Source organism: Bradyrhizobium sp. TM102, from assembly GCF_009176685.1.
GTDB lineage: Bacteria > Pseudomonadota > Alphaproteobacteria > Rhizobiales > Xanthobacteraceae > Bradyrhizobium > Bradyrhizobium ottawaense.
Window position 1 is genome coordinate 5,238,988 of the sequence record NZ_AP021855.1, and the last position, 26,289, is coordinate 5,265,276.

A 26,289-nucleotide genomic window follows, 5' to 3' on the forward strand; every position below is an offset into this window, starting at 1 on the left:
ACTACCTCAAGAGATAGGGAATGTTCACGGTGACGGCGCCGGTCGGGCAATCGGCCTCGCAGGGCATGCAGTACCAGCACTCGTCATAGGCCATGTAGGCCTTGTTGGTCATGTCGCTGATGCGGAGCACGTCGAGCGGGCAGACGTCGACGCAGACGGTGCAGCCCTTGTCGGCGATGCATTTGGCGTCGTCGACGACCACCGGGACCGACGTCTGATAGGACGCGAGAGGCATCGTAGATCTCCTGTTGCTTGTCGTTCGATGGATCAGGCGGTCGCGCGGATGCGCTGCTTGTCGTAGAGGTCCTTCTCGTCGTCCGCGATCGGGACGACATAGGGTTCGACCGCGCGCTTCTCACTGGTCATCCTGCCGTTCTGTTTGCTCAGCAGGGTGTGGCAGAACCAGTTCTCGTTGTCCTTCTCCGGGAAATCCGTGCGCCAGTGATAGAGGCCCCAGCGGCTCTCCTCGCGATACAAAGAGGCATGTACCGCCATGTCGGCGCAGTCCATGATCGACTGCACTTCAAGGGCGCGGAGCAGCTCGTGTGCGTTACGTGCGATCATATGCTCCTGCATGTCTTGCCGCGCCTCGGCGAGGCGGCGCATGCCGAGCTCGTATTTGCGCGTGACCTTCGGCGGCTGGAGATAGTCGTTGACCAGGCGCCGCGTCTTGTACTCGACCTGGTTCGGCGGAATGCCGTCCTCGCGCCTGGTCGGCGCCATCACGCGGTCGCGCTCCCTGGCCACGTCGGCGGCATCGAACTCCGCGAAGTCGTGGCTGTCGGCGAACTCCATCGCGTCGATGCCGGCCACCGCGCCGTTGGTGAAGGCGCCGAGCATGTAATTGTGCGGCACGCTCGCCATGTCGCCGGCGGCGTAGAGGCCGGGCACGGTGGTGCGCGCATTGTCGTCGACGAACACGCCGGAGGCGCTATGGCCGGAGCAAAAGCCTATCTCGGAGATGTGCATCTCGATCGAATCGTTGCGGTAATCGACCCCGCGTCCCTGCTGGAACAGGCCACGCGTCGGCCGCTCCACCTTGTGCAGCGTTGATTCGATTTCCGAGATCGTATCCGGGTGGAGATGCTTGAGCTGGAGGAACACCGGGCCCTTACCCGACAGCAGCTCGTTGTAGAATTCGAGCATCATCTGTCCGGACCAGTAGTCGCATTCGATAAAGCGCGATCCCTCGTTGTTGGCGGTAAAGGCGCCGAAGGGACCGGCGACATAGGCGCAGGCGGGACCGTTGTAATCCTTGATCAGCGGATTGATCTGGTAGCATTCGAGGTTCGCAAGCGCGGCGCCGGCGTGGTAGGCCATCGAATAGCCATCGCCGGAATTGGCAGCATTCTCGTAGGTTCCGAACATGTAGCCGGAGGTCGGCAGACCCAGGCGGCCGGCCGCGCCCATGCACAGGATGACGGCCTTGGCCTTGATCACCAGCATCTCTGCGGTACGCGTATTGACGCTGACCGCGCCAGCGATGCGCCCATCTGCCGACTTGAGCAGTCGCGTCGCCATGTAGCGATTGGAGATCAGGATTCGGGCGCGCCGGAGCTGGCGGTAGAGCGCCTTTTTCACTGTCTCGCCGTTCGGCATCGGCAGCACGTAGGTGCCGATATGATGCACCTTCTTGACGGCGTAGTCGCCGTTCTCGTTCTTCAGGAAGCGGATGCCGAAGCTGTCGAGCTCTTCGATGATGCCGTAGCAGTTCTGCGCGTACTTATAGACCGCCTTCTGGTCGACGATGCCGTCATTGGCGATGGTGATTTCCTTGGTGTACTGCTCCGGTGTCGCATAGCCGGGGATGACGGCATTATTCAAGCCGTCCATGCCCATCGAGATCGCGCCGGAGCGCTTGACGTTGGCCTTTTCGAGCAGGACGACATTGGCCTTCGGATTCTTCAGCTTCGCCTTCAGTGCAGCCATCGGGCCGGCTGTGCCGCCGCCGATGACCAGCACATCGCAGGAAACCTCCGAAAATCCGTCGACGATCTGATCTAGTGCCATCGCTTGCTCCTGGTTCGCCGGCATTTCCGGCGCCTTTGCATCAGATTTGTTCAGAGGGCGTCGCGGCGATAGCAATTAGTTGTCGACGGGACGCGATTTGCCCCTCAGCGCTCGACGAACGCCTTTTCGATCACGAAATGCCCGGGCTGGCTGTGGTTCCCCTCGACGAAGCCACGCGCGGAGAACATTGCGGGCAGTTCCTCCAGCATCGCCGGGCTGCCGCAGAGCATGATGCGGTCGGTCTCGATATCGAGGCTGCCCTGCCCGATATCGTCGAAGAGCTGGCCCGAGGCGATCAGATCGGTGATGCGGCCACGATTCCTGAACGGCTCTCGGGTGACGGTCGGATAGTAGACGAGCTTGTCGCGGATCAGCGGTCCGAAGAATTCGTGATTGCGGAGGCCTTCGACCACGTGCTCGCCATAGGCGAGCTCAGAGACTTGGCGGCAGCCATGGGCGAGCACGATCGTCTCGTAGTTCTCGTAAACGTCGGGGTCCTTGATCAGGCTGGCGAACGGCGCGAGCCCCGTGCCGGTCGAAAGCAGCAGGAGGCGCTTTCCCGGAATGAGGTCGCCGGTGATCAACGTCCCCGTCGCCTTGCGGCCGACCAGGATGATGTCGCCTTCGCTGATCTTCTGGAGGCGCGAGGTCAGCGGACCGTCCTGCACCTTGATCGAGAAGAACTCGAGCGCTTCCTCGTGATTGGCACTCGCCATGCTGTAGGCCCGCATCAAGGGCTTGCCCTCGACCTCCAGCCCGATCATGGCGAACTGGCCGTTCTGGAAGCGAAAGCCGGGATCGCGCGTCGCGGTAAAGCTGAACAGGGACTCGGTCCAGTGCCGGACCGACAGAACCGTCTCTTTCTGAAATGCGCTCATCTCGTCTCCGTGCCTCGATCGCGCACAAGGTTTCGGAGAGACGGGCATCCGGCAACGCGGAAGTGAAACTCCCGGTCGATTAGTTTCACATTTCGCGGGCGATGATCGGAGAGCGGCCGGCGTTGGCAACTAGTTGCTATTCGCACTCGTCTGCAACGCCGTAGAAGAGGGTCGGAGATACGTCATGACCATGACCTTGGTAGTACCGACCGTGGCCGACTACGAAGCGAGCGCCGATCTGGCGATGCTCCTCGTCCGCACCACGCTGGACGACGCGCTGAGCGTCCCTGCCGAAAAACTTCGCCTCTCCTGCAAATGCGCCCACTGCATCCGCGCCCGCTTCGACGGCCGTTTCCCCGAACACTTTCCCGGCATCGCCATCACCGAGATCGGCGATCTCGGCTATGGGCTGAACATCTCGTTCTCGGACGGACATAACAGGGGGATTTACCCGAAGACGTATTTGCTGAGCCTGGCGGGGCGCCTGACCCGCATCCACACTCGTCATTCCGGGGCGCCCGAAGGGCGAGCCCGGGATCCATAACCCCCGCTCGTGGCTATGGATTCCGGGCCTGCGCGCTTTGCGCGCATCCCGGAATGACGCAGGAAGTTTGCGCTTTCCCATCTGGCACGGACATTGCTCCTCTTTAGAACGATTTGAACGTTCCGGAGGCAGATGATGTTGCAGGCGGCGAATGCGGTGCGCGGGGCTGTTCCCCCGGCAGTCCGGCCTGCAGGCAGCTCCTCGCTGCTGCTCACCGAGAACCAGCAATGGATCGGCGGGCCCCCGCCGCTGATGGATAAGCTCTCCCCGCGCGAGCGGGAGCAGGTGCTGAAGCAAGGCCGCCGAAAAGTGCTCAACCGCGGCCAGACGCTGTTCAGCCAGGGGGGCAAGCATGACGGCATCTGGCTGATCGAGAGCGGCCGTATCCGGGTGTTCTACACCTCCCCACTCGGGCGCGAGATCACGCTGGCCTATTGGCATGTCGGCAATTTCGTCGGCGGGCCGGAAGTGTTCGAGGGCACGGTGCATCAATGGTCCGGTGTTGCGTCCAGCAATTGCAGCGTCGTGCACCTTCCCGGAAAGGAGCTGCGATCCCTCGCCGTCGAGATCCCGAACCTTGCGATCGGCCTGATCGAAGGCCTGACGTTCAAGGGCAAATGCTATTCGGCTCTCGCCCAGATGCTGGGAACGCGCTCGATCACGCAGCGCCTTTCGCATTTGCTGCTGCATCTCGTCGAGCTCTATGGTGTTGAGGACGCCGATGGCAGGGTGATCGCGGCCGCCTTTACCCATGCCGACATCGCGCACATGGTCGGTGCCACCAGGCAATGGGTCACGATCAGCCTGAAGCGGATGCAGGAGAAGGGAATCGTGCAAACCAGGCGGTCACAGATCGTGGTCTGCCGGACGGACGTGCTGGAGGAGATGCGCGGCCACGCATCCGATTGACCGAATTTGCGACCATCGCCCCTGCTCAGGCAAGCGGCTTTATAGTGCAGAACTGCTCAAGGAGTATGCAATCAGCTTTTCCCGGCAACTAATCGACTGCAGCGCTCATTCCGGATTTGCCCTGTCCGGGCCCTCCCCCAATCATGGCAACCACAGCACATCCAACCGAATGAGGATGAGAATGGTCCGCCGTCTTTCCACGCTCTCGATCGCGACGTCGGTGACGTCGCTGGCCCTTCTGGTCGCGCAGCCGGCCTCGGCGGAAACCGTCACGCTTGGCATCGGAACGCAGGATACGACAACCAACACGGTGACCGCCGGTGTCGTCATCCGCCAATTGCACCTGCTCGAAAAATATCTGCCGAAGGACGGCAAATACAGCAACATCAAGTTCGAGCTGGAGTGGCAGAACTTCACCTCCGGCCCGCCCGTCACCAACGCGATGATGGCGAACAAGCTGCAGATCGGCATGATGGGCGACTATCCGCTGATCGTGAACGGCTTCACCTTCGAAAGTAACCCCGAAAGCAAGAGCCGGCTGATCGGTATCGCCGCCTACAGCCTGTCCGGCTCCGGCAACGGCATCGTCGTTCACAAGGACTCGCCCTATTACGATCTCGCTGATCTCAAGGGCAAGCTCGTCAGTGTACCGTTCGGCTCCGCCGCCCATGGCATGGTGCTCAAGGCGATGCAGGACCGTGGCTACACGTCCGACTTCTTCCAGCTCGTCAGCCAGAGCCCGGAGGTCGGCTCGACCAATCTCCAGGAAAAGAAGATCGACGCGCATGCCGACTTCGTTCCCTTCGCCGAGCTGCTGCCGTTCCGCGGCTTCGCGCGGAAGATCTTTGACGGCGTCGAGACCAACGTACCGACCTTCCACGGCATCGTGGTCCGCACCGATTTCGCCGATAAATACCCGGAGGTCGTCACCGCCTATCTGAAGGCGGTCATTGCCGCCAATCAGTGGCTGCGCGACGATCCCAAGCTGGCCGCGGAGAAGATCCAGGAATGGACCGGCATCAGCAAGGAAGTGGTGTACATCTTCCTGGGGCCCAGCGGCAACATGACCACCGATCCCACGGTCAAGCCGGCATTGATCAACGCCGCCACCGCCGACGTCAAGGTTCTGCAAAATCTCGGCCGGATGAAGGAATTCGATCCGAAAAAATGGGTCGACGATGGCCATATCCGCAAAGCCTATGCCGAGATGAAGCTCGATTACGACGCGCAGCTCGCGAGCACCAAGAATTACGAGATCGCCGGCGAAGACACCTTCTGCAAGAAGCCGATCACCGATCCGCGCAAGGCCGGTGAGGTCTGGGTGGATGATGCCGGCATCATGCCGTTTGCGTCCGCGGCGTGCACCCTGGGGGCCTATGCCGGCTTCAAGGCCAAGGGCAAGAAGATCAACGTCGCCTACGTCTTCGACACCACGCGCGGCATCAAGCTGTTCGCCGACCAGGCCTTCTTCGCCGTCGGCGATGGCGACGTCGCGCCGTTCCTGCTGAAGAAGGACGCCGAAGCCTATGCCGCCAGGAACGGCGGCAAGGTGCTGGGCTTCGACGACGCGGTGAAGGCGGCGGTCGGCGGAGGCAAGACGTGAGTAGTCCCGCCATCCTCAGACATCCCGAGGACAGCATGCCGGCAACAGCCATTGCAGAGACGGGCGTGGAGCCCGTCGCCACCCCGCCCTCCTTCGGAACGCTCGCGCTGCGCTGGTATCGACTGAACCGCGGCGGCCTGCGCGCGATCGCGATCGGCATCACCTCGCTGCTGGCATTCCTGCTGGTCTGGCACCTGCTCACGACCTATCGCGTCGTGTTCTTCGTGCGATTCACCAATGTGCCCTCGCCGCTCGCGGTCTATGCCAGTTTCACCAAGGCGATCCACGATCCCAAATTCCTGATGCACATCGTCTTGAGCTGCCGGCGCATCCTCGTCGGCTTCTCCCTTGCAGCCATCGTCGGGGTGCCGCTCGGTCTCGTGATGGGCCGCTTCAAGCTCGTCCATGAGATCATCTTCCCGGTCGCCGAAGTGCTGCGACCGATCCCGGCAATCGCCTGGGTGCCGATGGCGATCATGCTGTGGCCGACCAACGAGCAGAGCATCGTCTACATCACCTTCCTCGGCTCGTTCTTCCCGATCCTGGTGAATACACTTCACGGCATGACGCTGGTCGATCCCGTGCTGGTGCGCGCAGCACAGTGCCTCGGCGCGCGGGAGCGCTCGATCTTCCGGGAGGTGTATTTTCCGGCATCGCTGCCGCACATCTTCACCGGCCTCACGGTCGGCATGGGCGTAGCATGGGTCTCGCTGATCGCGGCCGAGATGATCTCCGGCCAGTACGGCATCGGCTACTTCACCTGGGAGGCCTATTCGCTGGTCCAGTACGCCGACATCGCGCTCGGCATGATCGCAATCGGCGTTCTCGGCCTGGGATCGAGCCTGCTGATCCGGGGCGCCGGACAATTGGTGATGCCGTGGAGAGCAAAATGAGCGAGATCCCCGCCAAGGCACCGCAAGGCCATATCGACGTCAGGAGCTTCTCCCTCAGCTATGACAGCATCGAGGGACCGGTCCAGGCGGTCACCGATACGCAGATCCATGTGAAGCCGGGCGAGTTCGTCTCGATCGTCGGGCCCTCCGGCTGCGGAAAATCGACGCTGCTCAATGCGGTCGCGGGCTTCCTCAAGCCGACCACCGGTATTGTCACCGTCGACGGCGAGCGTGTGAGCGGACCCAGTGCCGAGCGCGGCATGGTGTTCCAGCAATATTCGCTGTTCCCCTGGAAGACGGTGCGGGAGAACGTCGAGTTCGGGCTGAAGATGCGCGGCATGCCTCGCTCGCAGCGTGAGCGCGCCGCCCGGACGCTGCTCGGGCTGGCGGGCCTGGAGGCCTTCGATAAGCACTATCCGGAAAAGCTCTCCGGCGGCATGAAGCAGCGCGTCGGCATCGTCCGCGCGCTCGCCACGGGGCCGAAAGTGCTGCTACTGGACGAGCCCTTCGGTGCACTCGACGCCCAGACCCGCGTCATCATGCAGCAGATCCTCACCAACATGTGGCAACGGCTGAAGATCTCGGTGCTGTTCGTCACCCACGACATCGACGAGGCGATCTTCCTGTCCGACCGGGTCTATTGCATGACCGCGCGCCCCGGCTCGATCAAAGCGGAGATCCCAATTCCGCTGGAACGGCCGCGACAGCAATCCATGATGATGTCCTCGGAATTTTTGGCGCTGCGCCGCGGGCTGATGTCCCTGATCCGCGAGGAGAGCCTGAAGGCGATGGGCGGCGAGATCAACGACCTCGGCATGCGCGGATTGAACATCGAGCTGCATGGCCAATCTTTGGCCGAGGTACTTTAGGCGAAGCCCCCCGCACTGATCTAGATGCTGCGATAGCGCTCGATAGCTGAAAGATCCGGCACTGTTCCGAGCCCCGGGTCGTCACTCAGCTGAACCGTGCCTTCGCGCACGTCGACCAGGGAGCCGCAAAACAAATCGCGCAACGGATTGTCGTTGGCGTCGACCTCCAGCCAGCCATCCCCTCCGATGCCGGCAAGCAGATGAGCCGAGGCAAGCAGTCCAACGCCGCCGCCGAGATAGTGCGGGCAAAACGTCTTGCGCGCATCGAGGATGTCACGCGCCAGTCCGACACAGACCGTGAGCCCGCCCCACTTCGCGATGTCCGGCTGAACCACGCCGAGCACGTCCTCGGTCAACACCTGCCTGAAGCCTTCGGCGCTCGAGATGTTCTCGCCGGCCGCAATCGGCATGTCCGCGCCTGCCCGCAGTCTTAGCCATTCTTCGCGTGGCCGATCGGCGCGGATAGGCTCTTCCAGCCAACGCAGATCGAACCCGCCAAGCCGCTCCAGCATCTGAAGCGCCTGGTCGACCGACCAGCCCTGATTGGCATCCGCCGCTAGCATGCCCGCGCCGACGATCTGGCGCAGAGCCGCGAGGTTGGCGAGGTCGATGTCGGCGCCGAATCCGACCTTCAACTTCAACGCGCGATGACCTCGCTCGAGTGCGGCTTCGGCCGTCTGCGTGGCTCCGCCGGGATTGATGCCGCTGGCATAGACCTTGATCGTACTGCCGTGCCCCCCGAGCAGCCGCCAGAGCGGCAAGCGCCGACGGCGCGCCGAGAGGTCCCATAGCGCGAGATCGATGCCCGCGATCGCCTGCGCAAACGGACCGGGTTCGCCGCATTGCAGCGCCAGCACTTCGGTGCCCCTCGTCAGGCTCTCGAAGGCTTGAGCCGGACCGTCGAATTTGCGCCCGACGAGACCGGGCGCGAGCACCTCGTTCACGAGTCGCGCACGATGCTCCGCACCGGGCGCGGGAAAATTCGACCAGGCCTCGCCCCACCCCTCGACGCCATCTTCATCGACGGCGCGAATGAAGACGGCGGGGCGGTTGAGCATGCGGCCGAACGACGTCACCACCGGTGTCGCCAACGGATAGCGATAGCAGAGCGCTTCGATCGAGCGGATGGTGAAGCTGTCAGACGTCATGTTGCAGATCCTGCGATCGAGATCGGACCACGCGGAACGGCCATCAGCTCAATACGCGCGCGCGAAGTCCCCTTCCCGCTTGATATCAGTGAATACGGGAAAGCGCGCCTTCCACGGCGTTCCCTTGGCCTTTGTCAACTCGTTGAGCCGTTCGAGCACACCAAGGCCATCCTTGCGCAGGCTGGCGGAAACCGCCGCGCGGTCCGGGAAATTCTTCAAGACGGCATCGAGCCAGATCGTGCGGCCCGCCAAAAACCCGCCCGCGCCCGCGGCATAGGCAAAGTCGAGTACCCGTTCGAATTTCTCCGGCGCAGCACCGCCGGAGAGCAGCACCCAGGGGATGCTGCGCGCGCGGCAGATGTCGCCGATCGCGTCGAACTCCGTCTGCGCGGCTTTCGCCTCGGCGCCGCCATCCCGGGCAGGCAGATTGTTGGCCGCCAGCGGGCTCTCCAGCTTCAGAAGGTCGACGCCATATTCCGGCTTGGCGAACTCGCGCACGCTCTCGATGACCAGACCTGGAAGTTTTTCGGGCGACTCCACGTAGTCAGCGGTGTGATTGGCGCTGCCGAGGAACGGATAGACCAACAGCTCCAGGACGTAGGGAATGTCGTGACGGGCGCAATCCTGCCCGATCTCGCGAACGAACCGCTTCTGATGCTCGTTGACCGCAGCATCGGCGTCCGGCCGGTACCACGCCAGCACCTTGACGGCGTCGCCGCCCATGGCGCGGATCTTCTCAACGCTCCAATCGGTGATCGCCCGCGACTTGCGTCCGCCCGATGTCTCATCCACCCGGTGCTCTTCAAGGGTCATGATGAGACCGCAACGCGGCGGCAGAAGATCGATGGCCGCGGGCACCGCGAAATTCGGATCGAACAGCATCGAGCTGCAATGTGGCGCGAGGTTCTCGACGAGCAGACGCTTTGCTGCCGTCACGTCGGAATACTCGACCTGGTCCCGCGTAATCCCCTTTGCTTTCGCAATAGCGTCAAACAGCGGCGGCCGCTGATCCAGCGCGACCATGCGAAAATGACCGTCCGCGTCGGCCAGACGCGCCAGGCCGCGGTTCTTTCCAATCGTTCTCATGGCTTCGTCCTCATGAATGCAAGACACTCGTTGATGGTGGGGATTCCGTTGCGTCCGCCTGCGTGGCGGCATTTCATTGCGGCCGCCGCGGCGGAAAACGCCATCGCGTCGCGCACGTCGAGGCCGGCGCCGACCGCGAGGGCATAAGCGCCATGGAAGACGTCGCCGGCGCCCGTGGTGTCGACCACATCGACCGCGAAGGCCGCCTGCCGGTGCAGGCGGCCGTTCTCGTACCAGCTCACACCCTCGCCACCGCGCGTCACGGCGATGATGCGACACCCGAAGCGGGCGAGCGCGGCGAGGGTTTCATCCTTGGCCGAGCCGCCAAAAGCCGTGAGCGCGGGCTCGGAGAAGATTGCGTGGTCAGTCAGGGGCAACAGCCGCTCGAACACCTCGGCATCGGCCATGTCGCCGTCGAGCACCGTCGGGATCCCGCGCGCGCGGGCTTCGCGGAACAACGTTGCCGCCCCCTCGACCCAGCGCGGATCTGCCAGCACCGAGGATGCGCGGGCAACCGTCTCCAACGGCAGCCAGTCGGCTGCTTCCGGATAGAGACCGCGGAAATTGACGATCTGCCGTTCGCCCGAGCTGTCGACGATGATCCCGGAGACCGACGAGCGGCCATCGGGAAACAGCCGGAAATTCTCGACATCGATGCCCTCGGCGCCGAAGGCGGACCGCATCTCCTGGCCGGCGGCATCATTGCCTGCCCGGCCCCAGAACGCGACCGCCGCGCCGAGCCTTGCAACCGTAACCGCGGCGTTGGCGGCCATGCCGCCGCCGAGGGTCCCGTAGCCGGCGGCCTTGATCTTCTCGCTTCTGCCTGCAAAGAGCCGGTCGACGCGCCAGATCTGATCGAGCGCCGACAGCCCGAGGCAAATCACCTGCACGCGATCCGCCTTGGACACGAGCTCTGCCAGCGCCGACGGATTTCCAATGTTCGCCGGCGAGCTCACCGCAAGACCCGCCCGTCTGCGGCGTCGAACAGATGCGTCCGGCCGGGTTGCGGGCGGAGGCTGAGGCGATCGCCGACCTTCGGTCGTAGCGACGGATCGACCCGCGCGATGGATGCCGCGCCGGCGAGATCGAAATGGATCAGCGTGTCCGAGCCGAGCGGCTCAACGAGCTTGACGTTCACTGCAATACCGTCGGCGGCATCGGTGGCAACGGCAAAATGTTCGGGACGAATGCCAAGCACAGCGCTGCCGGCCCGCCGCAGCCCGTTTGCCGTCTCCTCGCCCAGCGGCACCACCGTTCCGCCTTGCGAAAGGATCGCACGCTCCTGTCGCCATTCGACCGGAAAGAAATTCATGGCTGGCGAGCCGATGAAGCCGGCCACGAACTGGTTGGCCGGCCGCTCGTAGACCGCCTCAGGCGTGTCGTATTGCTGGATCGTGCCGCTCTGAAGCACCACGATGCGGTCGGCCATGGTCATGGCCTCGATCTGGTCATGCGTCACGAAGACCATGGTGGTCTTGAGCTCCTGCGACAGCGCCTTGATCTCGGCACGCACCTGCCCGCGCAGCTTGGCGTCGAGATTCGAGAGCGGCTCATCGAACAGGAAGGCTTTTGGATTGCGCACGATCGCACGCCCCATGGCGACGCGCTGGCGCTGGCCGCCGGAGAGCTCCTTCGGCTTGCGGTCGAGATACGGCTCGATGTGCAGCAGCGACGCCGCGCGCTTCACCCGCGCGTCGATCTCCGCCTTCGGCGTTCCCCGCAGCTCCAGCGCAAAGGACATGTTGTCGTAAACCCGCATGTGCGGATAGAGCGCGTAATCCTGGAACACCATCGCGATGTCGCGCTGCGCCGCCTGCACGCCGTTGACGCGCGTATCGCCGATGTAGAGGTCGCCGGAGGAAATCGGCTCGAGGCCTGCGATGATCCGGAGCAAAGTCGACTTGCCGCAACCGGACGGGCCGACGAAAACCACGAATTCGTGGTCCGCGATCTCCAGGTTGAGATCGGGGATCACAGTGAAATTGCCGTAGCGTTTGGTAAGGTTGCGGATCGAGATCGAGGCCATATCGCTTAGTCCAGCGCCAGTACAGGCTTGATCAACTCGCCTTTGGCGAAGCGGGCGAAATTCTCGGGCAAAGCGGACAGGCCGAACTCGCCGTCGACGAGAACGCGGTATTCGTCCTTGTACCTGCGCAGCAGTTCGACGTTCGGCTCGAAATCCGAGACCGGGAAGTAGAAGGTCCGGATCATGTAGAAATCCTTGCGGCGGAACACCTTGCCTTCCTCGATGGTCCAGGGCGCGGCGTTCTCGCCGACCAGCACCAGCGCCCCGCGCGGCAGGACGAGCTCGATACCGAGGTTGCGCGCCGCGTGCGCGCCGGAGCATTCCATGATGAGGGCGAACCGTTTCGACGTGTCGCCGACCGGATGCGGTTTCACGCCGAACGATCGGGCGATATTCAAGCGTGCAGCGTTCGGATCGGCCACGTGGATGTCGTCATAACCGAGACTACGGAGCGCCAGCACGACGCCGAGACCGACGGGCCCCGCTCCCATCACGAGGACCGCACCTGCCTCGTCCGGCTGCACTACGCGACTGACGAACCGCACGGCGTGGCCGGAGGTGCCGATGGTGTCGAGCAAGAGCGGCGCGAGGCTGTCCTCGATATCGTCGGGCACCGGCAGCAGGCAGTTTTCCGGCACCGGCACGTATTCGGCGTAGCCGCCCGGCCTGTTCCAGCCGATCAGGCTCGAGACCTCCAGGCACATCTGGGTGTCGCCGCGCTTGCAGGCCGCACAGTGGTCACAGTGCAACGGGATATAGACGGCGCAGCGGCGGCCATGCAGGCGATGGCCGGACTGCTCGACGACGCCAAAAATTTCGTGGCCGGCGGTGAACTCGGCGCCTTTGTGCCAGAGCTTGAAGTCCGAGCCGCACAGCGCGGTGCGCGAGACCCGTACCAGCACCTCGCCTGCCCCAACGTCGGGCATCCGTACCGGCTCGATGGTGATGCGTTCGTGACCATGGAACACCGCAGCCTGCATGATCGCGTTCGGACGTGGCGTTACGTTCATCAGATACCTAACCTTTCACCGCGCCGAGCGTCAGCCCGGACACCAGCCAACGCTGAACCAGAGCTGCCAGTACCAGCGGCGGCAATGCGATCAGCGTCGCCGCGGCCATCAGGGCGCCCCATTGCGTCGAGCCTTCGCCGATGAAATTGAATGCAGCCGCGATCAGCGTCTTGGTGTCGCCATTGGAAAGCACCAGCGCAAACAGGAAGTAGTTCCACGAGAATACGAAGGCCAGTATGGCCGAGACGGCGATGCCGGACGCCACCAGCGGCAGCGCGATGCGCCAGAGGATGCGGGTGACGCTGCATCCATCGACCTGCGCCGCCTCGAACACGCTGCGCGGGATGCCGTCAAACGACGGCAGCAAGACCCAGATCACGATCGGAAGCGTGATCACCGCGTGGCTGAGGATTAGCGCCGTGTACGACCCGATCATGCCGACCTGCCGGAACATGACATACCACGGCAGCAGGAACAGCGTTCCCGGTGCCATGCGCGCCGCGAGCGTCAGGATCGCCGGCCACGAAATACGCGTCCAGGAGACGGCGAACGCGGCCGGAATTCCGAACAGGAGCCCAAGCGCGGTCGAGCCGACGGTGACGATCAGGCTGTTGAGGGCATAGCTCAGGAACGGCGTCGTCTTGGTCAGCTCGACATAATTGTCCAGCGTCGGCGTGAAGATCAGTGTCGGCGGATAGGCCGTCACCTCGAAGGACGGCTTGAAGGAGGCCAGCACCATCCAGACCGTTGGCGTCATGATGATAACGCCGGCCAGCACGAGCTGCACCAGGTTGAGCCAGCGTATCCAGCGGTCGGTGTTGACTGCGTCGGTCATGAGATCACCACGCCACCGCGCCGCGCAGGCGGTTGAAGGCGAGCACGGCGCCGAACACGATCGCGGTCAGCGTCAGCATCAACGCGCTGGCATAGCCGATGTTGAAGAATTCGAAGCCGACCCGGAAGCCGTAGATATTGAGCGTATTCGAGGCGTTGCCGGGCCCGCCCTGGGTCGTGATGTAGATGATGTCGAAGAAGCGCAGGAGATCGACGCTGCGCAGGATGGCTGCAGTGACGATGGTCGGCAGCAGCAGCGGCAGCGTGATGCGCTGGAAGGTCTTGAACGCAGATGCGCCATCGATCTGCGCGGCCTCGTAGACGCTCGGCGGCAGAGATTGCAGGCCGCCGAGCACGATCAAGGCGACGTACGGCGTCCACTGCCAGCTATCGATCAGCGCGACCGTCGGAATGACCCATGTCGGCGAGGCCAGCCAGTCCGACGGCGCCAGGCCGAACGATTGCAGGATGTAGTTGGCCGCGCCCAGCGACGGATCGAGGATCACAAGCCACATCATGCCGGCGACCACCGGCGGCATCATGAACGGCGAGATGAACAGCGATCGCACGATCCCAGGAAGGCGCTTGGCATGAAACAGCACCAACGCAAGCCAGACGCCGAAGACGAGTTGCAGCACCAGCGAGAGCACGAACAGCGCAATGGTGATCCACAACCCATGCCAGAACTCGACGTCGGACATCAGCTTCGTGTAATTGGCAAGGCCGGCAAAGGACTGCTTGCCGGTCGAAGAGAAGGTCTGGAAGCCGAGCCAGATCGTATAGACGACCGGAAATGCGATCATCGCGACCGTGAAGATCACGGCCGGCGCCGAGAGCGCCGCCATTTCCAGCTTCTGCCGGTCCTGCGTGAGTGTCGCAGCCGTGTCAGACATGTATTCCTGTCCTCGATCGAGTTAGGTGCCGGCCGGCGCGAAACCAGCCGGCACCGGGCGGTCAGTTCAGCGCGATCAGCGCGTCCAGCGCCTTGTCGGCGTCCGCGCAAGCCTGATCGACGGTCTTTTGCTTCAGGATCAAATCCTGCACCGCCTGACCAATGAACTCGCGCGATTGGGGATTGGCGACGATGGGATAGCCGACTTCGGACGAGCCCTTGGTGGCGAGCACGTCGAGCGCGGCCTGCCATTCCTTGCGCACTGGCTCCTCGTCGATCCACTTGCGATATTCGGGGTCCTTGGCGACGGACGGACGCGGCGGGGCAATACCCTGCAGGGCCATCTTCTTCTGCACCTCGGGGCTCGTTGCCCACTGCACGAAGTACCAGGCCGCATCAGGCTGCTTGCTGTGTGAGGACACCGCCATGCCCCAGCCGATCGTGGTCGGCACCTGGCCGGCCTCGCCGGCCGGGAACGGCAACAGGCCGGTGTCCTTCAGGCGCGCGCCGCCTTCCATCACCGTGCGCAGTTCATTGGAGGATTCGAACGCCATCGCCGCGCGGCCGCCGCGATACAGCGCCGAAATCTGCTGGAAGCTGTAGTTGACGACGCCGGGCGGTCCGAAGTCACGCAGCAGCCGGCTATAGGTGTCGAGCGCCTCCTTGCCCTTGGCCGAGCACAGGCTCGACTTGCCGCTCGCGATATACGCGCCGCCGATATTGTGCAGCATGTTGCTGAAGGTGTAGGCGATCGCAGGCTTGAGGCCACGCGAGACGAACGGCGTCACCGTGCTGTCGCAAGTCTTGATCTTCTCGGCGGCAGCCTCGACGTCCTTGATGGTCTTCGGCGCCTCGAGGCCGCACTTCTTGAAGATATCGGTGCGGTAATAGAAAATCGGGCCCTCGATGTTCATCGGCATGCTGGTCAGCTTGCCGCCGAACGTCGCGGCCTTCAGCAGGGCCTGGCTCAACCCCGCCGGATCGTAGTCCTTGGCGACCTCGTTCTTGGCCATCGCGGTGAGATCGCCGTACCAGCCGGCAGCGGCGAACTGCTCGCCTTCGCGCGAGGGCAGCGTCATGAACACATCGACCTCGTCGCTGTTCGCATTCATGACGGTGACCAGACGCTGGCGCATCTGCTGTTCCTGATAGCCGTCGACCTTCAGGGTCATGCCGGTCAGCTTCTCGAAATCGGCCTTATAGGTGAGCAGCGCCTGCGAAACCGGATTGTTGTTGGCGAGAAAGGTGACGGTCTTGCCCTTGAACTTCATCCAGTCGAATTCGGCCGCGCGCGCCTGCGCGCTCACGGCGGCAATCGCAAGAACGGGCAACGCGACGCGCGTCGTGAGCATCCTGGCCTTCATCGAACTCTCCTCCCGCTGGCCGCTTTATGCTGTCGGCACTTTCTGAAAACGGTTACATCCTAAGCGCCATCTCACCTCTGTCAAGCGATAGACAATCTATCTTTTGTGCGGCAATATCGCAGATATTCTCCTTGCCGCGCTCACGATCCGGGATTGTAACGTTACATCATGAATCGACCGTCCGCCAAATTGACGAAGCAAGGCATCCGCGCCGTCGCGGCACGAGCCGGCGTGTCGACGGCATCGGTCTCGCGTGCGCTCAACAATCCCGATGCAGTGAGCCCGTCCCTGCGCGCGCGCATTGCGCAGGCAATCGAAGCCGTCGGTTACATCCCGCATGCGCCGGCCCGCATTCTGTCATCGCGGCGATCGCGTACGCTTGGCGCGATCGTGCCGACGATCGACAACACGATGTTCGCGCGCGGCATCGCCTCACTGCAAAGATACCTGTCCTCGGTGGGATACATGCTGTTTCTCACCACGAGCGGGTACGATCTCGACGTCGAGCTGCAACAGGCCCGCAACTTGATCGGTCGCGGCGTCGATGGCCTCGTGCTGCGGGGCGACTGCCATCACGAGGGGTTGCGCAAGCTACTCGCGGACAATGCGGTGCCTTTCATCAATGTCGGGATCTATCAGCCCGACCGGCCCTACCCTTGCGTCGGCACGAACAACGAGGCCGCTGCCCATCGGGCGGCCGGGCATGTCATCGAGCTCGGCCATCGCCGGATCGGAATCGCTTCCGCCCTCCAGCGCAACAACGACCGCGCCGGCGCCCGCGTCGCCGGCTTTCGCCACGCGCTCGCGGAGAACGGCCTGGAGCTGCCTCCGGAATGGCATGTCGAGGTGCCCTATACCCTGGACGACGCGCGCGAGGCGGCCCGCCATCTCCTCAACCTCAAGAATCGCCCGACGGCAGTGGTCTGCGGCAACGACGTCATTGCCTACGGCGTCCTGTTGGAAGCGGAGCGCAGCGGCTTTTCGGTGCCGCGTGATCTGTCGGTCGTCGGCTTCGACGACCTCGACTGGAGCCGCCATTTGCGACCGAGCCTGACGACGATCCACGTCCCAACCGACGAGACCTGGCAGCGTGCCGGAGAATATCTGGTGCGCAGCCTCGCCGGTGAGCAGACCATCATGCATCGTGAGATCGACTTCTCGCTGGTGGTCCGGGAATCGACGGCTCCGCCTCCCGCAATCCTGAAGTGAGATCCTCCGATGAGTACCAGCTTTTCTCTCACCTCCGGTTTTCATGCCGTCGTGATCGGCGGCGCCGGCGACATCGGTGCCGCGATCAGCAACCAGTTCTGCGACCTCGGGGCGACGGTGACCGCCACAGGCGTCAATGACGCCGATCTCGCACGCTCCCTGCTCAAGCCGCGCGCCGGACTTGCGCTCACGACGCTCGATGTCACGAGCGATCAGGCCGTCGCGTCACTCGCCGGGCGGCACGAACGCGTCGATGCGCTGATCAATTGCGCCGGCATCCTGGCACGGGACAAGGAATACGAAATCGAGACCTTCATGAAAGTGCTCGACATCAATCTCACGGGCACTTTCCGAACCTGCATGGCATTCCGCTCGCAGCTGGCGAAGATGAAGGGCTCGATCGTCAACATCGCCTCGATGAATGCAACCCTGGCCCTGCCGCGGATTCCGGCCTATTGCGCCAGCAAGGGCGGCGTCGTGATGCTGACCAAGGCGCTGGCCCTGGCGTGGGCCGAAGACGGCATCCGCGTCAACGCCGTCGCGCCCGGTTATGTCGAAACCGCGATCAATGCCGCCGGCCGCACCGACCGCGCCCATTATGAGCGCATCGCCGACCGCACCGCGTTCAAGCGCTGGGGCCAGCCCGAGGACATCGCCGGTGCCGTCGCCTTTCTCTGCATGCCAGCCTCGCAATACGCGACCGGAACGGTGGTCGCGGTGGATGGCGGGTTTCTTGCGGGCTAGCGGCAGCTGTCACACGTTCGCAAGCTGGCGCGGCTGCAGGTGCAGCCGCGCCAGCTAGCTCAGCGGAAGTTGCCCTTGGTCTCGGGGATCACGACCGCGCCGATCAAATAGATCACGAACACGCCGACTGCAAAGTAGGCCAGCGACATCGGAATCTGTGCGGGGCTGCCGCTCACCAGCGAGACGAAGGTCGGCATCATTCCGCCCAACGCAAAGCCGATATTCCAGGACAGGCCGGTGCCGCTGGCGCGAAGCGCCGTGGGGAACCGTTCGTTCAGGAAGATCAGCACCGGCGCATAACCGGCATTGCCGATGAAGGCGATGGCAAGCGCATAGAGCGTGATCTGCGTGGTGTCCTTGGTCGTGGCAAGATTCAGATAGCACAGCGGCAACAGCACCGCCGCCAGGACCCCGATCAGCAGGAACGTCTTCTTGCGGCCGATGAGATCGCTCAGCGCGCCGACCAGCACCGCGGCGAAGAACGCAGAGACGCTGGCGCCCATCAGGATCAGCGAGGAGGTCTGGTTCGGAACCGCGTTGATGACTTTCAGGAAGCTCGGCAGGTACCCCGAGGTCAGATAATAACCGGCGCCGCCGCCGAAGGTAATGAGCAGGTTGATCAGCAGGACGCCGCGATACTCGCGGGACAATACGTCCTTGACCGGCGCCTTCGAGACCTTTGCCTGCTTATTGCCCTGCTGGCGCTTGAGGTCCTTGAAGTACGGGGACTCTTCGAGGTTCCGGAAGATGAACCAGCCGAGCAGAGAGCTCAGCAGCCCTGAGAAGAACATGAAGCGCCAGCCCCACACGGCAAAGGCATCTCCGGGGAATACCGAGGACGTGATCAGGAAGATGAAGGACGCCAGCAGCGCGCCAATGCCGGCGCCGCCGCCGCCGACCAGGCCCGACATCGCCCCGCGCCAATGCGGCGGCACCGATTCCGTGCCGATCGTGTGGGTCGAGGCCACGACCCCACCGACGAACACGCCCTGCACCAGGCGCAGGATCAGGAACACGATGGGAGCGATCACGCCGACCTGCGCGATGGTCGGCAGCAGGCCGAACGCGGCCGTGCTGATGCCGACGCCGATGATGGCGATCAGCATGGCCTGCTTGCGGCCGTGCACGTCGGCGTAGTGCCCGAACACCGCCGAACCGAGCGGCCGCATCAGCAGCGTAACGGCGAACGAACCGTAGACCGCGGCGAGCGACAGCGCCGCATTGCTCGACGGAAAGAACAGCGCGCCGACCACCGGCGCTACATAGAGCAGAATGAACAAGTCGAACAGGTCGAGTGCCCATCCGAGCACTGACGCGATGATCGCATTGACCATCTGCTTGTTATCCGTCGATGCCCGTGCACCGGCCACCGGCATATCCATCTCAGCCATCTTGTTTTACCCTCCCCGTTTGAATAGGGCCGCGGTCCGCGCCATTGCGAACCGCGGCAGCTTGTTGCGTCGCGTATCAACGGCCGACGAATTTCGGCGGACGCTTGGCGTTGAAGGCCTCGACGCCTTCCTTGAAATCTTCCGACTGTCGCAGGCGGCTGTAGCAGTGCCCCTCGAGCTCGATGGCGATCGCGAGCGTCGAATCCTCGGTGTCGTTGAGCAGCTTCTTGGCGGTACGCTGCGCCAGCGGCGAGAAGCTGCGGAGCTCGTCGACAAGCTTGTCGGTCGCCTTCTCCAGTTCGGAATCGGGCACGCATTCGGTGGCGATGCCCCACTCCAGCGCCTGCTTCGCCGAGATGCGCTTGGAGCGCATCACGATGTCCTTGGTGCGGGTGATGCCGACCATCTTCTGCAGCCGCGCCGACCCGCCGGAACCCGGGATCTGGCCGAGCTTCTGCTCGGGCAGCGCGTACTGCGTGGTCTCCGAGGCGATACGGAAGTCGCAGGCCAGCGACAGCTCGAAGCCAACGCCGAAGCAATAGCCGCGGTTGGCGACGATAACAGGCTTGGCGCAACGCGCCGGCGCGGCGATGTTCCAGGCGAGCTTGGAGACGTGCTCGGGGCTCGCTTCCATGAAGCCTCCGATGTTCCCGCCGCTCGAGAAATGCTCGCCCTCCCCGCGCAGCACGATGATGCGCACGCGCGGATCCTCGTCCAGAGTCTCGAAGGTCAGCCGGAGCTGGTCGCGCTGCGGCATCGCCACGACGTTGTAGGGCGGGCGTCCCAGGATGATGTCCGCGCGCTCATGCGCCTCATCGATCTCGACCTTGAACCCGTCGAGCTTGGCAAGCCGAGGATCGGCAAACGTATAGGGTGACGGCATTTTCACTTCCTTCTGTTGATGCGTGACGATCAAGCGGCGTCCGACGGCGGCCGACGCTCGGTCTCGTATTCTCCGGCGACGAGCAGGCGCCGCAGCAGCTTGCCGACCGGCGATTTGGGAATCGCGTCGACGAAGACGTAGCGGCGCGGCCGCTTGAAGTTGGCGAGGCCCGAGGTGCGGCAGAACTGCTCCAGCTCACTCTCGGAAACGCTGCAATTGCGCTTGACGAAGGCGGCGACGACCTTGCCCCATTTTTCGTCGGCGACACCGACCACGGCGACCTCGTCGACCCCGGGATGCAGCGACAGGCAGCTCTCGATCTCGACCGGAGAGACGTTCTCGCCGCCGGTGATGATCATGTCGTCGACGCGGCCCGTGACGAAGAGGTCACCATCGGGATCGACGAAGCCGGTATCGCCGGTGAAATACCAGCCTTCGCGCAACGATTTGGCGTCGGCCTCGGGGCGGCGCCAGTAGCCCTCAAAGGCTTCGTCGCCCGCGAGCGTGGCGATGATCTCGCCCTCCTCGCCGACCGCGGCAAGCTCCGCGACCGAACGCGCGCCGATGCGCACGACCTTGACGTGCTGGTTCAGCCCGGCCCTACCGGCGGAGCCGGGTTTTGCCGTAGCGTTCTGATCGATCGTAAAAGTGTAGATCTCGGAGCTGCCGTAATGATTGACGAACAGCTCCGGCCTGAAGGCCTCGTCCAGCTTCTTCAGCAGGCCGTCCGTCATCGAGGCGCCGGCAAAGCCGAGCTTGCGCACGCTGGAGACGTCGGTCCGGTCGAAGGCCTCGTGATGGACGAGATCGTGATAGAGCGTCGGCACCAGATAGAGATTGGTGATCCCTTCCCGCTGGATCAGCTCCAGCGCCTGGCGGCTGTCATAGCGCGGCAGGCAGATGAAGCTGCCGCCGATCAGCGACATCGCGAGCAACGAGCGGACGCCCATGGTGTGGTAGAGCGGCATCACGCCGAGCGTGCGCTCGCCGCGGCCGTAGAGATTTTGCGCGACATGGGCGATCGCCGCGGCGCGCTCGGCGCGATGACGCCGCGGCACGCCCTTCGGCCGAGAGGTGGTGCCCGATGTGTAGAGCATGATCGACCAGGCATCAGAGCCGACGCACGGCTCGGCATCGGGCGCGCTGTCCCTGATCAGATCGGCAAAGCCGACCGCCTCGCCTGTGCCCGGATCGACCGACACGCGTAGCAGCCGGCCGGCGAGAGCCGAACCCTGCACCGCCTCAGCAGAAACATCCTGGTAGAAAACTGCGCGGCCCTCCGCGTTCTCGATGCAGAAGTCCAGCTCGTCGGCCTTGGCGCGCCAGTTGATCGGGGTGATTACGAGTCCTGCGAACTGGCACGCCCAATGCAGCGTCGCGGCCTCCCAGCGGTTTTGCAGCAGCGTGACGACGTGGTCGCCGGGCTTGAGGTCCAGGCGGCCGAAGGATGCGACCAAAGCAGAGATCTTGTCGTACCATTGCCGGTAGGTCAGGCGGAGATCGCCGTCGACCAGCCCGATGGCGCGCGGATCGCGCGCGGCGCTGGCCATGAAGCTGCTGGCGAGATCAAGCATCTGACGTCTCTTTTTTCGATGAAGCGAGCTGGGCGGCGGCTTCGAGGGCCGCCTGGACGATCGGCGTGTAGCCGGTGCAGCGGCACAGATGCCCGCTGAGAAGATCGCGAATCTCCGCCTCGGTCGGCGCCGGGTTCCTGGCGAGATAATGATCGAGCGACATCAGGATGCCGGCCGTGCAGAAGCCGCACTGGAGCGCGTGGTGACGGCGGAAGGCCTGTTGCAGCACGCCGAGGCGATCGGCCGCGGGTGCAAGCCCTTCAACCGTCTTGATCTCGGAGCCGTCGACCTGCGCTGCAAGGGTGAGGCAGGAACGGGTCAGCATGCCGTCGACGACGACCGTGCAGGCGCCGCAGACGCCGTGCTCGCAGCCGACATGGGTGCCGGTGGCGCCCAACTGGTGCCGCAGGAAGTCGCACAGCAGCGTCCGAGGCTCGGCTTCTCCCGCGATGGGCTCGCCATTCAGCGAGACGTGGATGGGGTGGCGGGCGTCGGATTTGAGACGGGTCATCGCAGAACCTCGCCGATCAGATCGCGGCCGATCATGCGCACGAGGTCGCGGCGACAGCGCGCGGTGGCATGAACGTCGTCGCGCGCACCGAGCTCGTAGGCAAACGCGTTGAGGGCATCGTCGAGCGCGCTGCCCTCGAGTCGCGGCCAGTCCCGCGCGGTCGGGACGTCCGCAACGCCACCGACCGCGAGGCGGACGCCGGATGGCGTCTTCATCGCGGCGCAGGCCACGATGGCAAAATCGCCGTGCCGGCGCGCGACCTCGCGGAACGCGAAGCGAGATCCATTGATGACCGGGAGCGAGATGCCCTCGATCAGCTCGTCGTCGTTGCGCGCCGTCAGCATCATGCCGGCGAAGAAATCTCTGGCCGCGATGCGGCGACGACGCCTGGCACTGCGCAAAAGCACCTCGCCGCCGAGCGCGACCAGCGCGAGCGGCATCTCGGCGCTGGGATCGGCATGCGCGAGCGAGCCGCAGATGGTGCCGCGGCTGCGGGTCTGCATGTGACCGACGCAGGGCAGCGCCAACGCCACCAGCGGCAATGCCTCGGCCAGATCTGGCCAGGCCAGCAGATCGGCCTGGCGCACACCGGCACCGATGACGACGGCATCGGCTGTCCGCTCGATCTTGCGCAGCTCTCTGATCCGCATGATGTCGATCAGAAGCTTCGGCTTGGCGAGGCGCATATTGAGCATCGCCATCAGCGACTGTCCACCGGCGAGCACACGAGCATCGCCGCCCTGCTGCGCCAGCGCACCGAGGACATCACCGACGGCTTCGGCGCGGAGATAGTCGAATGCGGGCGGCTTCATCGGCGCCCCCCAAACCGGCCGGCGAATTTCGCCAGCAGGGCGAACAGCGAAAAGCCGCCCGAGGCGCCGCCGCCGGCCTTGCGGGCCAGCGCTGCGAAGAACTGGCCGACGATCACCCGCGTCGCGCCGTCGAGGAGCCTGCCGCTGATGCTCGCGATCTTGCCGCCGATCGCGGCGTCATAGCTGTAGGTCAACTTCGTCCCGCCGCTGCCGTTGGGCGCGAGCGTAACGCGTCCCTCAGCGCTCCCGAAGCCGAGCGCGCCGGTGGCGCCGCCGCGCAAGGTGACCGCGCCCGGCGGATCGAGATCGAACAGCTCCACGTCGGCACGATAGCGCCCGGTGACGGGGCCAATGCCGAGGGTGACGTCGGCGCGGAAATGCGTCTCGGTGATCTTGTCGACGCGCCGGCAGCCGGGAATGATCGATTGGAGCGTGGCGGGATCGAGCAGCATGGCCCAGACCTGCTCGGGCGTCGCCCTCAACGAGGCCTGCCCTTCGCCGCCAAGCCGCCGATCCGCTTCGCGCGCAGGCACCGCGGCCACGCCCCCCGCGGGCGGTGGTGGCTCGGCGCCGCGCGCCAGCTCGGCAAGCCGCGCGGGCACCAGCGGCAACGCGATGTCGGCTACGCCGAGCGCATCCGCAACCGCATTGGCGAGGCAGACCGGCGTCGACATGCAATTGCCTTCGCCGACGCCCTTTGCTCCGAGTGGAGTAAATGGCGACGGCGTCTCCATGTGGAAGATCTCGGGCTCCGGCACCTCGGTGGCGGTCGGCAGCAGATAGTCCGCCAGCGTTCCGGTCAGAAAGCTGCCGTCGTCAGCGTAGGCAAATTCCTCGTAGAGCGCGGCACCGAGCGCCTGCGCGAAGCCGCCACGGATCTGGCCATTGACCATGCCGGGATGCAGGATGGTGCCGCAATCATGCATCGTGACGTAGCGGTCGATCCGCGTCTGCAGAGTGGTGCGGTCGATCTCGACGCCGCAGAAGTCGAAGATGAAGCCATGGCACAGCGAGGAGTTGATGCGGTCGTCCTCGCCGGGCGGCGTCAGCTCCGGCGGCGTCCAGAACACGGTCTCACGGATGGTCTGGCCGGCATCGTCAGGCAGTGAGCCCGGCGACCAATGGCTGAGCGCGGCGACACGCGAGAACGCGATCCGGTTTTCCGGATTGTGCCTGGAGGCAACGAAGCCCTCAGCAAACACGATATCCGCGGCTTCGACGTTCAACTGGCTGGCGGCGATGCGGGCGAGACGGCCGGCAATGCGCTCGGCTGCCAGTTTTGCCGTGCCGGCCACCGCGGCGGCGAAGCGGCTGGCATAATTTCCCGACGCGATCGACCAGGCGTCCTTGGCGGTATCGATCTCGGTGTTGACGCGGATGTCCTTCGGCTCCAGGCCGAAGACGTCGGCGACCACCTGCGACAGCACGGTGCGATGGCCCTGCCCCTGCGGCACGGAGGCGACGTGAACGGTGACGCTGCCGACCGGATCGAGGCCGACAGTGGCGGTCGCCTGCGCCCCGTTCTTCGGCCCGGCCTTGCGGCGCTCGGCCGCGGTCAGCACCGTTGTGATGTAGCCCATATTGGAGACGCTGGGCTCGACCACCGCCGTGAAGCCGATGCCGTAAAGCCGCCCCTCCGCCCGCGCCGCGTCGCGCCGCGCCTTCAATTCCGCCAGCCTGCCCTGCTCGACCGCGCGCGCGATCGCGTCCTGGTAATTGCCGGAATCGAGCAATGCGCCGGTCGCTGTACGATAGGGAAAAGCACCCGCCTCGATCAGATTGCGCTTGATGACATCGAGCGGATCGAGACCGAGCCCGATCGCGATCCGCTGCACCAGGCGTTCCAGCGCGAAATAGACCTGCGGCCCGCCGAAGCCGCGGTTGAGGCCGGTCGGTGTCTTGTTGGTGACGACGACGCGGTTGCGGATCCTGACGTGGCTGATGTCGTAGGCCCCCGTCATGTTGCCGTGCATGCGGTAAAGCGTAGCCGGCTCAGGGGCACGCAGATGCGCACCGCAATCCTCGACCTGGTCCCAGTCGAGCGCGAGAATCTTGCCGTCGGCCGCAACTGCCGCGGCCAACGTCGTCGCGCGGTTGGTCGCCGACACCGACGCGGTGAGATGCTCGAGCCGGTCCTCGATCCACTTCACCGGCCGCCCCGTGACGCGCGCCGCAGCCGCGATCAGAACGATGTACGGAAACACACCCTGCTTGACACCAAAGCTGCCGCCGGAATCCGGCGGCGTGCGCAGCCGCAGCCGATTGCCCGGCACTTTCAGTGCACGCGCAATCACGGTGTGGATGCTGAAGGGCCCCTGAAAATTCGCGAGAACCTCAAAGGCGTCCTCGCCGGCATCATGCGAGGCAACGACACCATAAGTCTCGATCGGTGTGCAGGAGTTGCGGGGATAGCGGATGTCGATGGAGAAGCGGTGCGGCGCATCCGCAAACGCCTTTTCAGGATCGCCGTAGCGAAACGCGCGGTCGCTGGCGAGATTGCCGGGAAAACCGTCGTGCAGGACCGGCGCACCCGGTGCCATCGCTCCGAGCGGATCGACTGTAGCCGCTCGAGGGCGATACTCGACATTGATGAGTTCGGCCGCATCTTCGGCGCGGGCGCGATCAGTCGCCACGATCACGGCGACCGGTTCGCCGACATAGCGCACACGCTCGACTGCGATCGGCCAGCACTCGACCGGCGCCTTCACGCCGACGACGAGACTAGTGGTGACCGCCTTGATCTGCTCGCCAGTCAGGACCGCTGCAACGCCCGGCAGCCGCCTGGCCGCTTCGGCGTCGATCGAAATAATATCGGCGTGGGCGTGCGGCGAGCGCAGGATCGTCGCATGCAGCGTGCCGGGCTGGACGCCGAGGTCGTCGATGAAACGGCCGCGGCCGCTGAGCAGCGCGGCATCCTCGACGCGCTCGATTGAACGCCCGACCCACGGCTTGTCGCCACTCTGATCAACCGAATTTGCGGACTTGACCGCAGCCTGCACCATGTCCCGGCATACCTCCCGACGCGCTCTTTGACGCGACGGCGACGTTTGTCAGGACAGGAGGTGCTAGGGCCATACCGCCCGCTCTCACGACTTACCA

General features: G+C 64.4%; 23 protein-coding genes and 1 pseudogene. 7 read left to right on the top strand and 17 right to left on the bottom strand.

Annotated features, from left to right (window positions below):
- Position 1 precedes the first annotated feature (1 nt).
- The 3 genes from GDN70_RS25105 to GDN70_RS25115 form a co-directional block, all read right to left on the bottom strand.
- The gene (locus GDN70_RS25105; RefSeq protein WP_007593252.1) at positions 2-235 is read right to left on the bottom strand and encodes a ferredoxin family protein; all 234 of its coding nucleotides are present in this window, start codon (positions 233-235) and stop codon (positions 2-4) included.
- A 32-nt stretch (positions 236-267) separates the two neighbouring features.
- Complete coding sequence (locus GDN70_RS25110) at positions 268-2,010, bottom strand: fumarate reductase/succinate dehydrogenase flavoprotein subunit (protein ID WP_038948947.1); 1,743 nt, start codon at positions 2,008-2,010, stop codon at positions 268-270.
- A gap of 104 nt (positions 2,011-2,114) precedes the next feature.
- On the bottom strand, positions 2,115-2,888 hold the full coding sequence (locus GDN70_RS25115; RefSeq protein ID WP_152103158.1) for a ferredoxin--NADP reductase: 774 nt from the start codon (positions 2,886-2,888) through the stop codon (positions 2,115-2,117).
- A gap of 190 nt (positions 2,889-3,078) precedes the next feature.
- Between GDN70_RS25115 and GDN70_RS25120 the strand changes: the two are divergent.
- From GDN70_RS25120 to GDN70_RS25140, 5 genes and pseudogenes are all read left to right on the top strand, one after another.
- A pseudogene (locus tag GDN70_RS25120) lies at positions 3,079-3,372 on the top strand (gamma-butyrobetaine hydroxylase-like domain-containing protein); the annotation flags it as partial.
- A gap of 192 nt (positions 3,373-3,564) precedes the next feature.
- The gene (locus tag GDN70_RS25125) at positions 3,565-4,341 is read left to right on the top strand and encodes a Crp/Fnr family transcriptional regulator (protein ID WP_095426564.1); all 777 of its coding nucleotides are present in this window, start codon (positions 3,565-3,567) and stop codon (positions 4,339-4,341) included.
- A 181-nt stretch (positions 4,342-4,522) separates the two neighbouring features.
- Positions 4,523-5,944 (top strand): ABC transporter substrate-binding protein, encoded by a 1,422-nt coding sequence (locus tag GDN70_RS25130; RefSeq protein ID WP_038948952.1) that lies wholly within the window; start codon positions 4,523-4,525, stop codon positions 5,942-5,944.
- Positions 5,941-6,837 carry an ABC transporter permease gene (locus tag GDN70_RS25135; protein ID WP_028143598.1) on the top strand — a complete coding sequence of 299 codons (897 nt, stop codon included), beginning with the start codon at positions 5,941-5,943 and terminating at the stop codon, positions 6,835-6,837. The genes GDN70_RS25130 and GDN70_RS25135 overlap by 4 nt, the downstream gene beginning before the upstream one ends.
- Complete coding sequence (locus tag GDN70_RS25140; protein ID WP_038970441.1) at positions 6,834-7,706, top strand: ABC transporter ATP-binding protein; 873 nt, start codon at positions 6,834-6,836, stop codon at positions 7,704-7,706. The genes GDN70_RS25135 and GDN70_RS25140 overlap by 4 nt, the downstream gene beginning before the upstream one ends.
- A 20-nt stretch (positions 7,707-7,726) precedes the next feature.
- Here GDN70_RS25140 and GDN70_RS25145 read toward each other — a convergent pair whose 3' ends face one another.
- The 8 genes from GDN70_RS25145 to GDN70_RS25180 form a co-directional block, all read right to left on the bottom strand.
- Entirely contained in the window at positions 7,727-8,854 is a 1,128-nt protein-coding gene (locus GDN70_RS25145; RefSeq protein ID WP_038970442.1) for a mandelate racemase/muconate lactonizing enzyme family protein, read from the bottom strand.
- A gap of 48 nt (positions 8,855-8,902) precedes the next feature.
- The gene (locus GDN70_RS25150) at positions 8,903-9,940 is read right to left on the bottom strand and encodes a tagatose 1,6-diphosphate aldolase (protein ID WP_028143595.1); all 1,038 of its coding nucleotides are present in this window, start codon (positions 9,938-9,940) and stop codon (positions 8,903-8,905) included.
- Complete coding sequence (locus GDN70_RS25155) at positions 9,937-10,848, bottom strand: sugar kinase (RefSeq protein WP_244611280.1); 912 nt, start codon at positions 10,846-10,848, stop codon at positions 9,937-9,939. Before GDN70_RS25155 ends, GDN70_RS25150 begins: the two co-directional genes overlap by 4 nt.
- Before the next feature lie 44 nt (positions 10,849-10,892).
- The gene (locus GDN70_RS25160; RefSeq protein ID WP_028143593.1) at positions 10,893-11,966 is read right to left on the bottom strand and encodes an ABC transporter ATP-binding protein; all 1,074 of its coding nucleotides are present in this window, start codon (positions 11,964-11,966) and stop codon (positions 10,893-10,895) included.
- A 5-nt stretch (positions 11,967-11,971) separates the two neighbouring features.
- Positions 11,972-12,976 carry a zinc-binding dehydrogenase gene (locus tag GDN70_RS25165; protein WP_038970445.1) on the bottom strand — a complete coding sequence of 335 codons (1,005 nt, stop codon included), beginning with the start codon at positions 12,974-12,976 and terminating at the stop codon, positions 11,972-11,974.
- A gap of 7 nt (positions 12,977-12,983) precedes the next feature.
- Positions 12,984-13,811 carry a carbohydrate ABC transporter permease gene (locus GDN70_RS25170; protein WP_028143591.1) on the bottom strand — a complete coding sequence of 276 codons (828 nt, stop codon included), beginning with the start codon at positions 13,809-13,811 and terminating at the stop codon, positions 12,984-12,986.
- 4 nt (positions 13,812-13,815) lie between these two features.
- Positions 13,816-14,703: a carbohydrate ABC transporter permease gene (locus GDN70_RS25175; protein ID WP_152103159.1), complete on the bottom strand. Its 888-nt coding sequence runs from the start codon at positions 14,701-14,703 to the stop codon at positions 13,816-13,818.
- Positions 14,704-14,764: 61 nt separating this feature from the next.
- Positions 14,765-16,066, bottom strand: coding sequence for a sugar ABC transporter substrate-binding protein (locus tag GDN70_RS25180; protein WP_152103160.1), 1,302 nt, complete (start codon positions 16,064-16,066; stop codon positions 14,765-14,767).
- 168 nt (positions 16,067-16,234) lie between these two features.
- On the opposite strand from GDN70_RS25180, the gene GDN70_RS25185 reads away from it, so the two are divergent.
- Together GDN70_RS25185 and GDN70_RS25190 are read left to right on the top strand one after the other, a co-directional pair.
- Positions 16,235-17,275, top strand: a complete 1,041-nt coding sequence (locus GDN70_RS25185) for a LacI family DNA-binding transcriptional regulator (RefSeq protein ID WP_152103161.1) — start codon at positions 16,235-16,237, stop codon at positions 17,273-17,275.
- A 9-nt stretch (positions 17,276-17,284) separates the two neighbouring features.
- Positions 17,285-18,019, top strand: a complete 735-nt coding sequence (locus GDN70_RS25190; RefSeq protein WP_152103162.1) for an SDR family NAD(P)-dependent oxidoreductase — start codon at positions 17,285-17,287, stop codon at positions 18,017-18,019.
- Positions 18,020-18,078: 59 nt separating this feature from the next.
- Here GDN70_RS25190 and GDN70_RS25195 read toward each other — a convergent pair whose 3' ends face one another.
- From GDN70_RS25195 to GDN70_RS25220, 6 genes are all read right to left on the bottom strand, one after another.
- Positions 18,079-19,410, bottom strand: a complete 1,332-nt coding sequence (locus tag GDN70_RS25195) for an MFS transporter (RefSeq protein ID WP_152103163.1) — start codon at positions 19,408-19,410, stop codon at positions 18,079-18,081.
- A 76-nt stretch (positions 19,411-19,486) separates the two neighbouring features.
- Entirely contained in the window at positions 19,487-20,293 is an 807-nt protein-coding gene (locus GDN70_RS25200) for an enoyl-CoA hydratase/isomerase family protein (RefSeq protein WP_152103164.1), read from the bottom strand.
- Between the two features lie 29 nt (positions 20,294-20,322).
- The gene (locus GDN70_RS25205) at positions 20,323-21,867 is read right to left on the bottom strand and encodes an AMP-binding protein (RefSeq protein ID WP_152103165.1); all 1,545 of its coding nucleotides are present in this window, start codon (positions 21,865-21,867) and stop codon (positions 20,323-20,325) included.
- Positions 21,860-22,378, bottom strand: a complete 519-nt coding sequence (locus GDN70_RS25210; protein ID WP_152103166.1) for a (2Fe-2S)-binding protein — start codon at positions 22,376-22,378, stop codon at positions 21,860-21,862. Before GDN70_RS25210 ends, GDN70_RS25205 begins: the two co-directional genes overlap by 8 nt.
- Positions 22,375-23,190, bottom strand: a complete 816-nt coding sequence (locus tag GDN70_RS25215) for a xanthine dehydrogenase family protein subunit M (protein WP_152103167.1) — start codon at positions 23,188-23,190, stop codon at positions 22,375-22,377. Before GDN70_RS25215 ends, GDN70_RS25210 begins: the two co-directional genes overlap by 4 nt.
- On the bottom strand, positions 23,187-26,192 hold the full coding sequence (locus tag GDN70_RS25220; RefSeq protein WP_152103168.1) for a molybdopterin cofactor-binding domain-containing protein: 3,006 nt from the start codon (positions 26,190-26,192) through the stop codon (positions 23,187-23,189). Before GDN70_RS25220 ends, GDN70_RS25215 begins: the two co-directional genes overlap by 4 nt.
- Positions 26,193-26,289 lie beyond the last annotated feature (97 nt).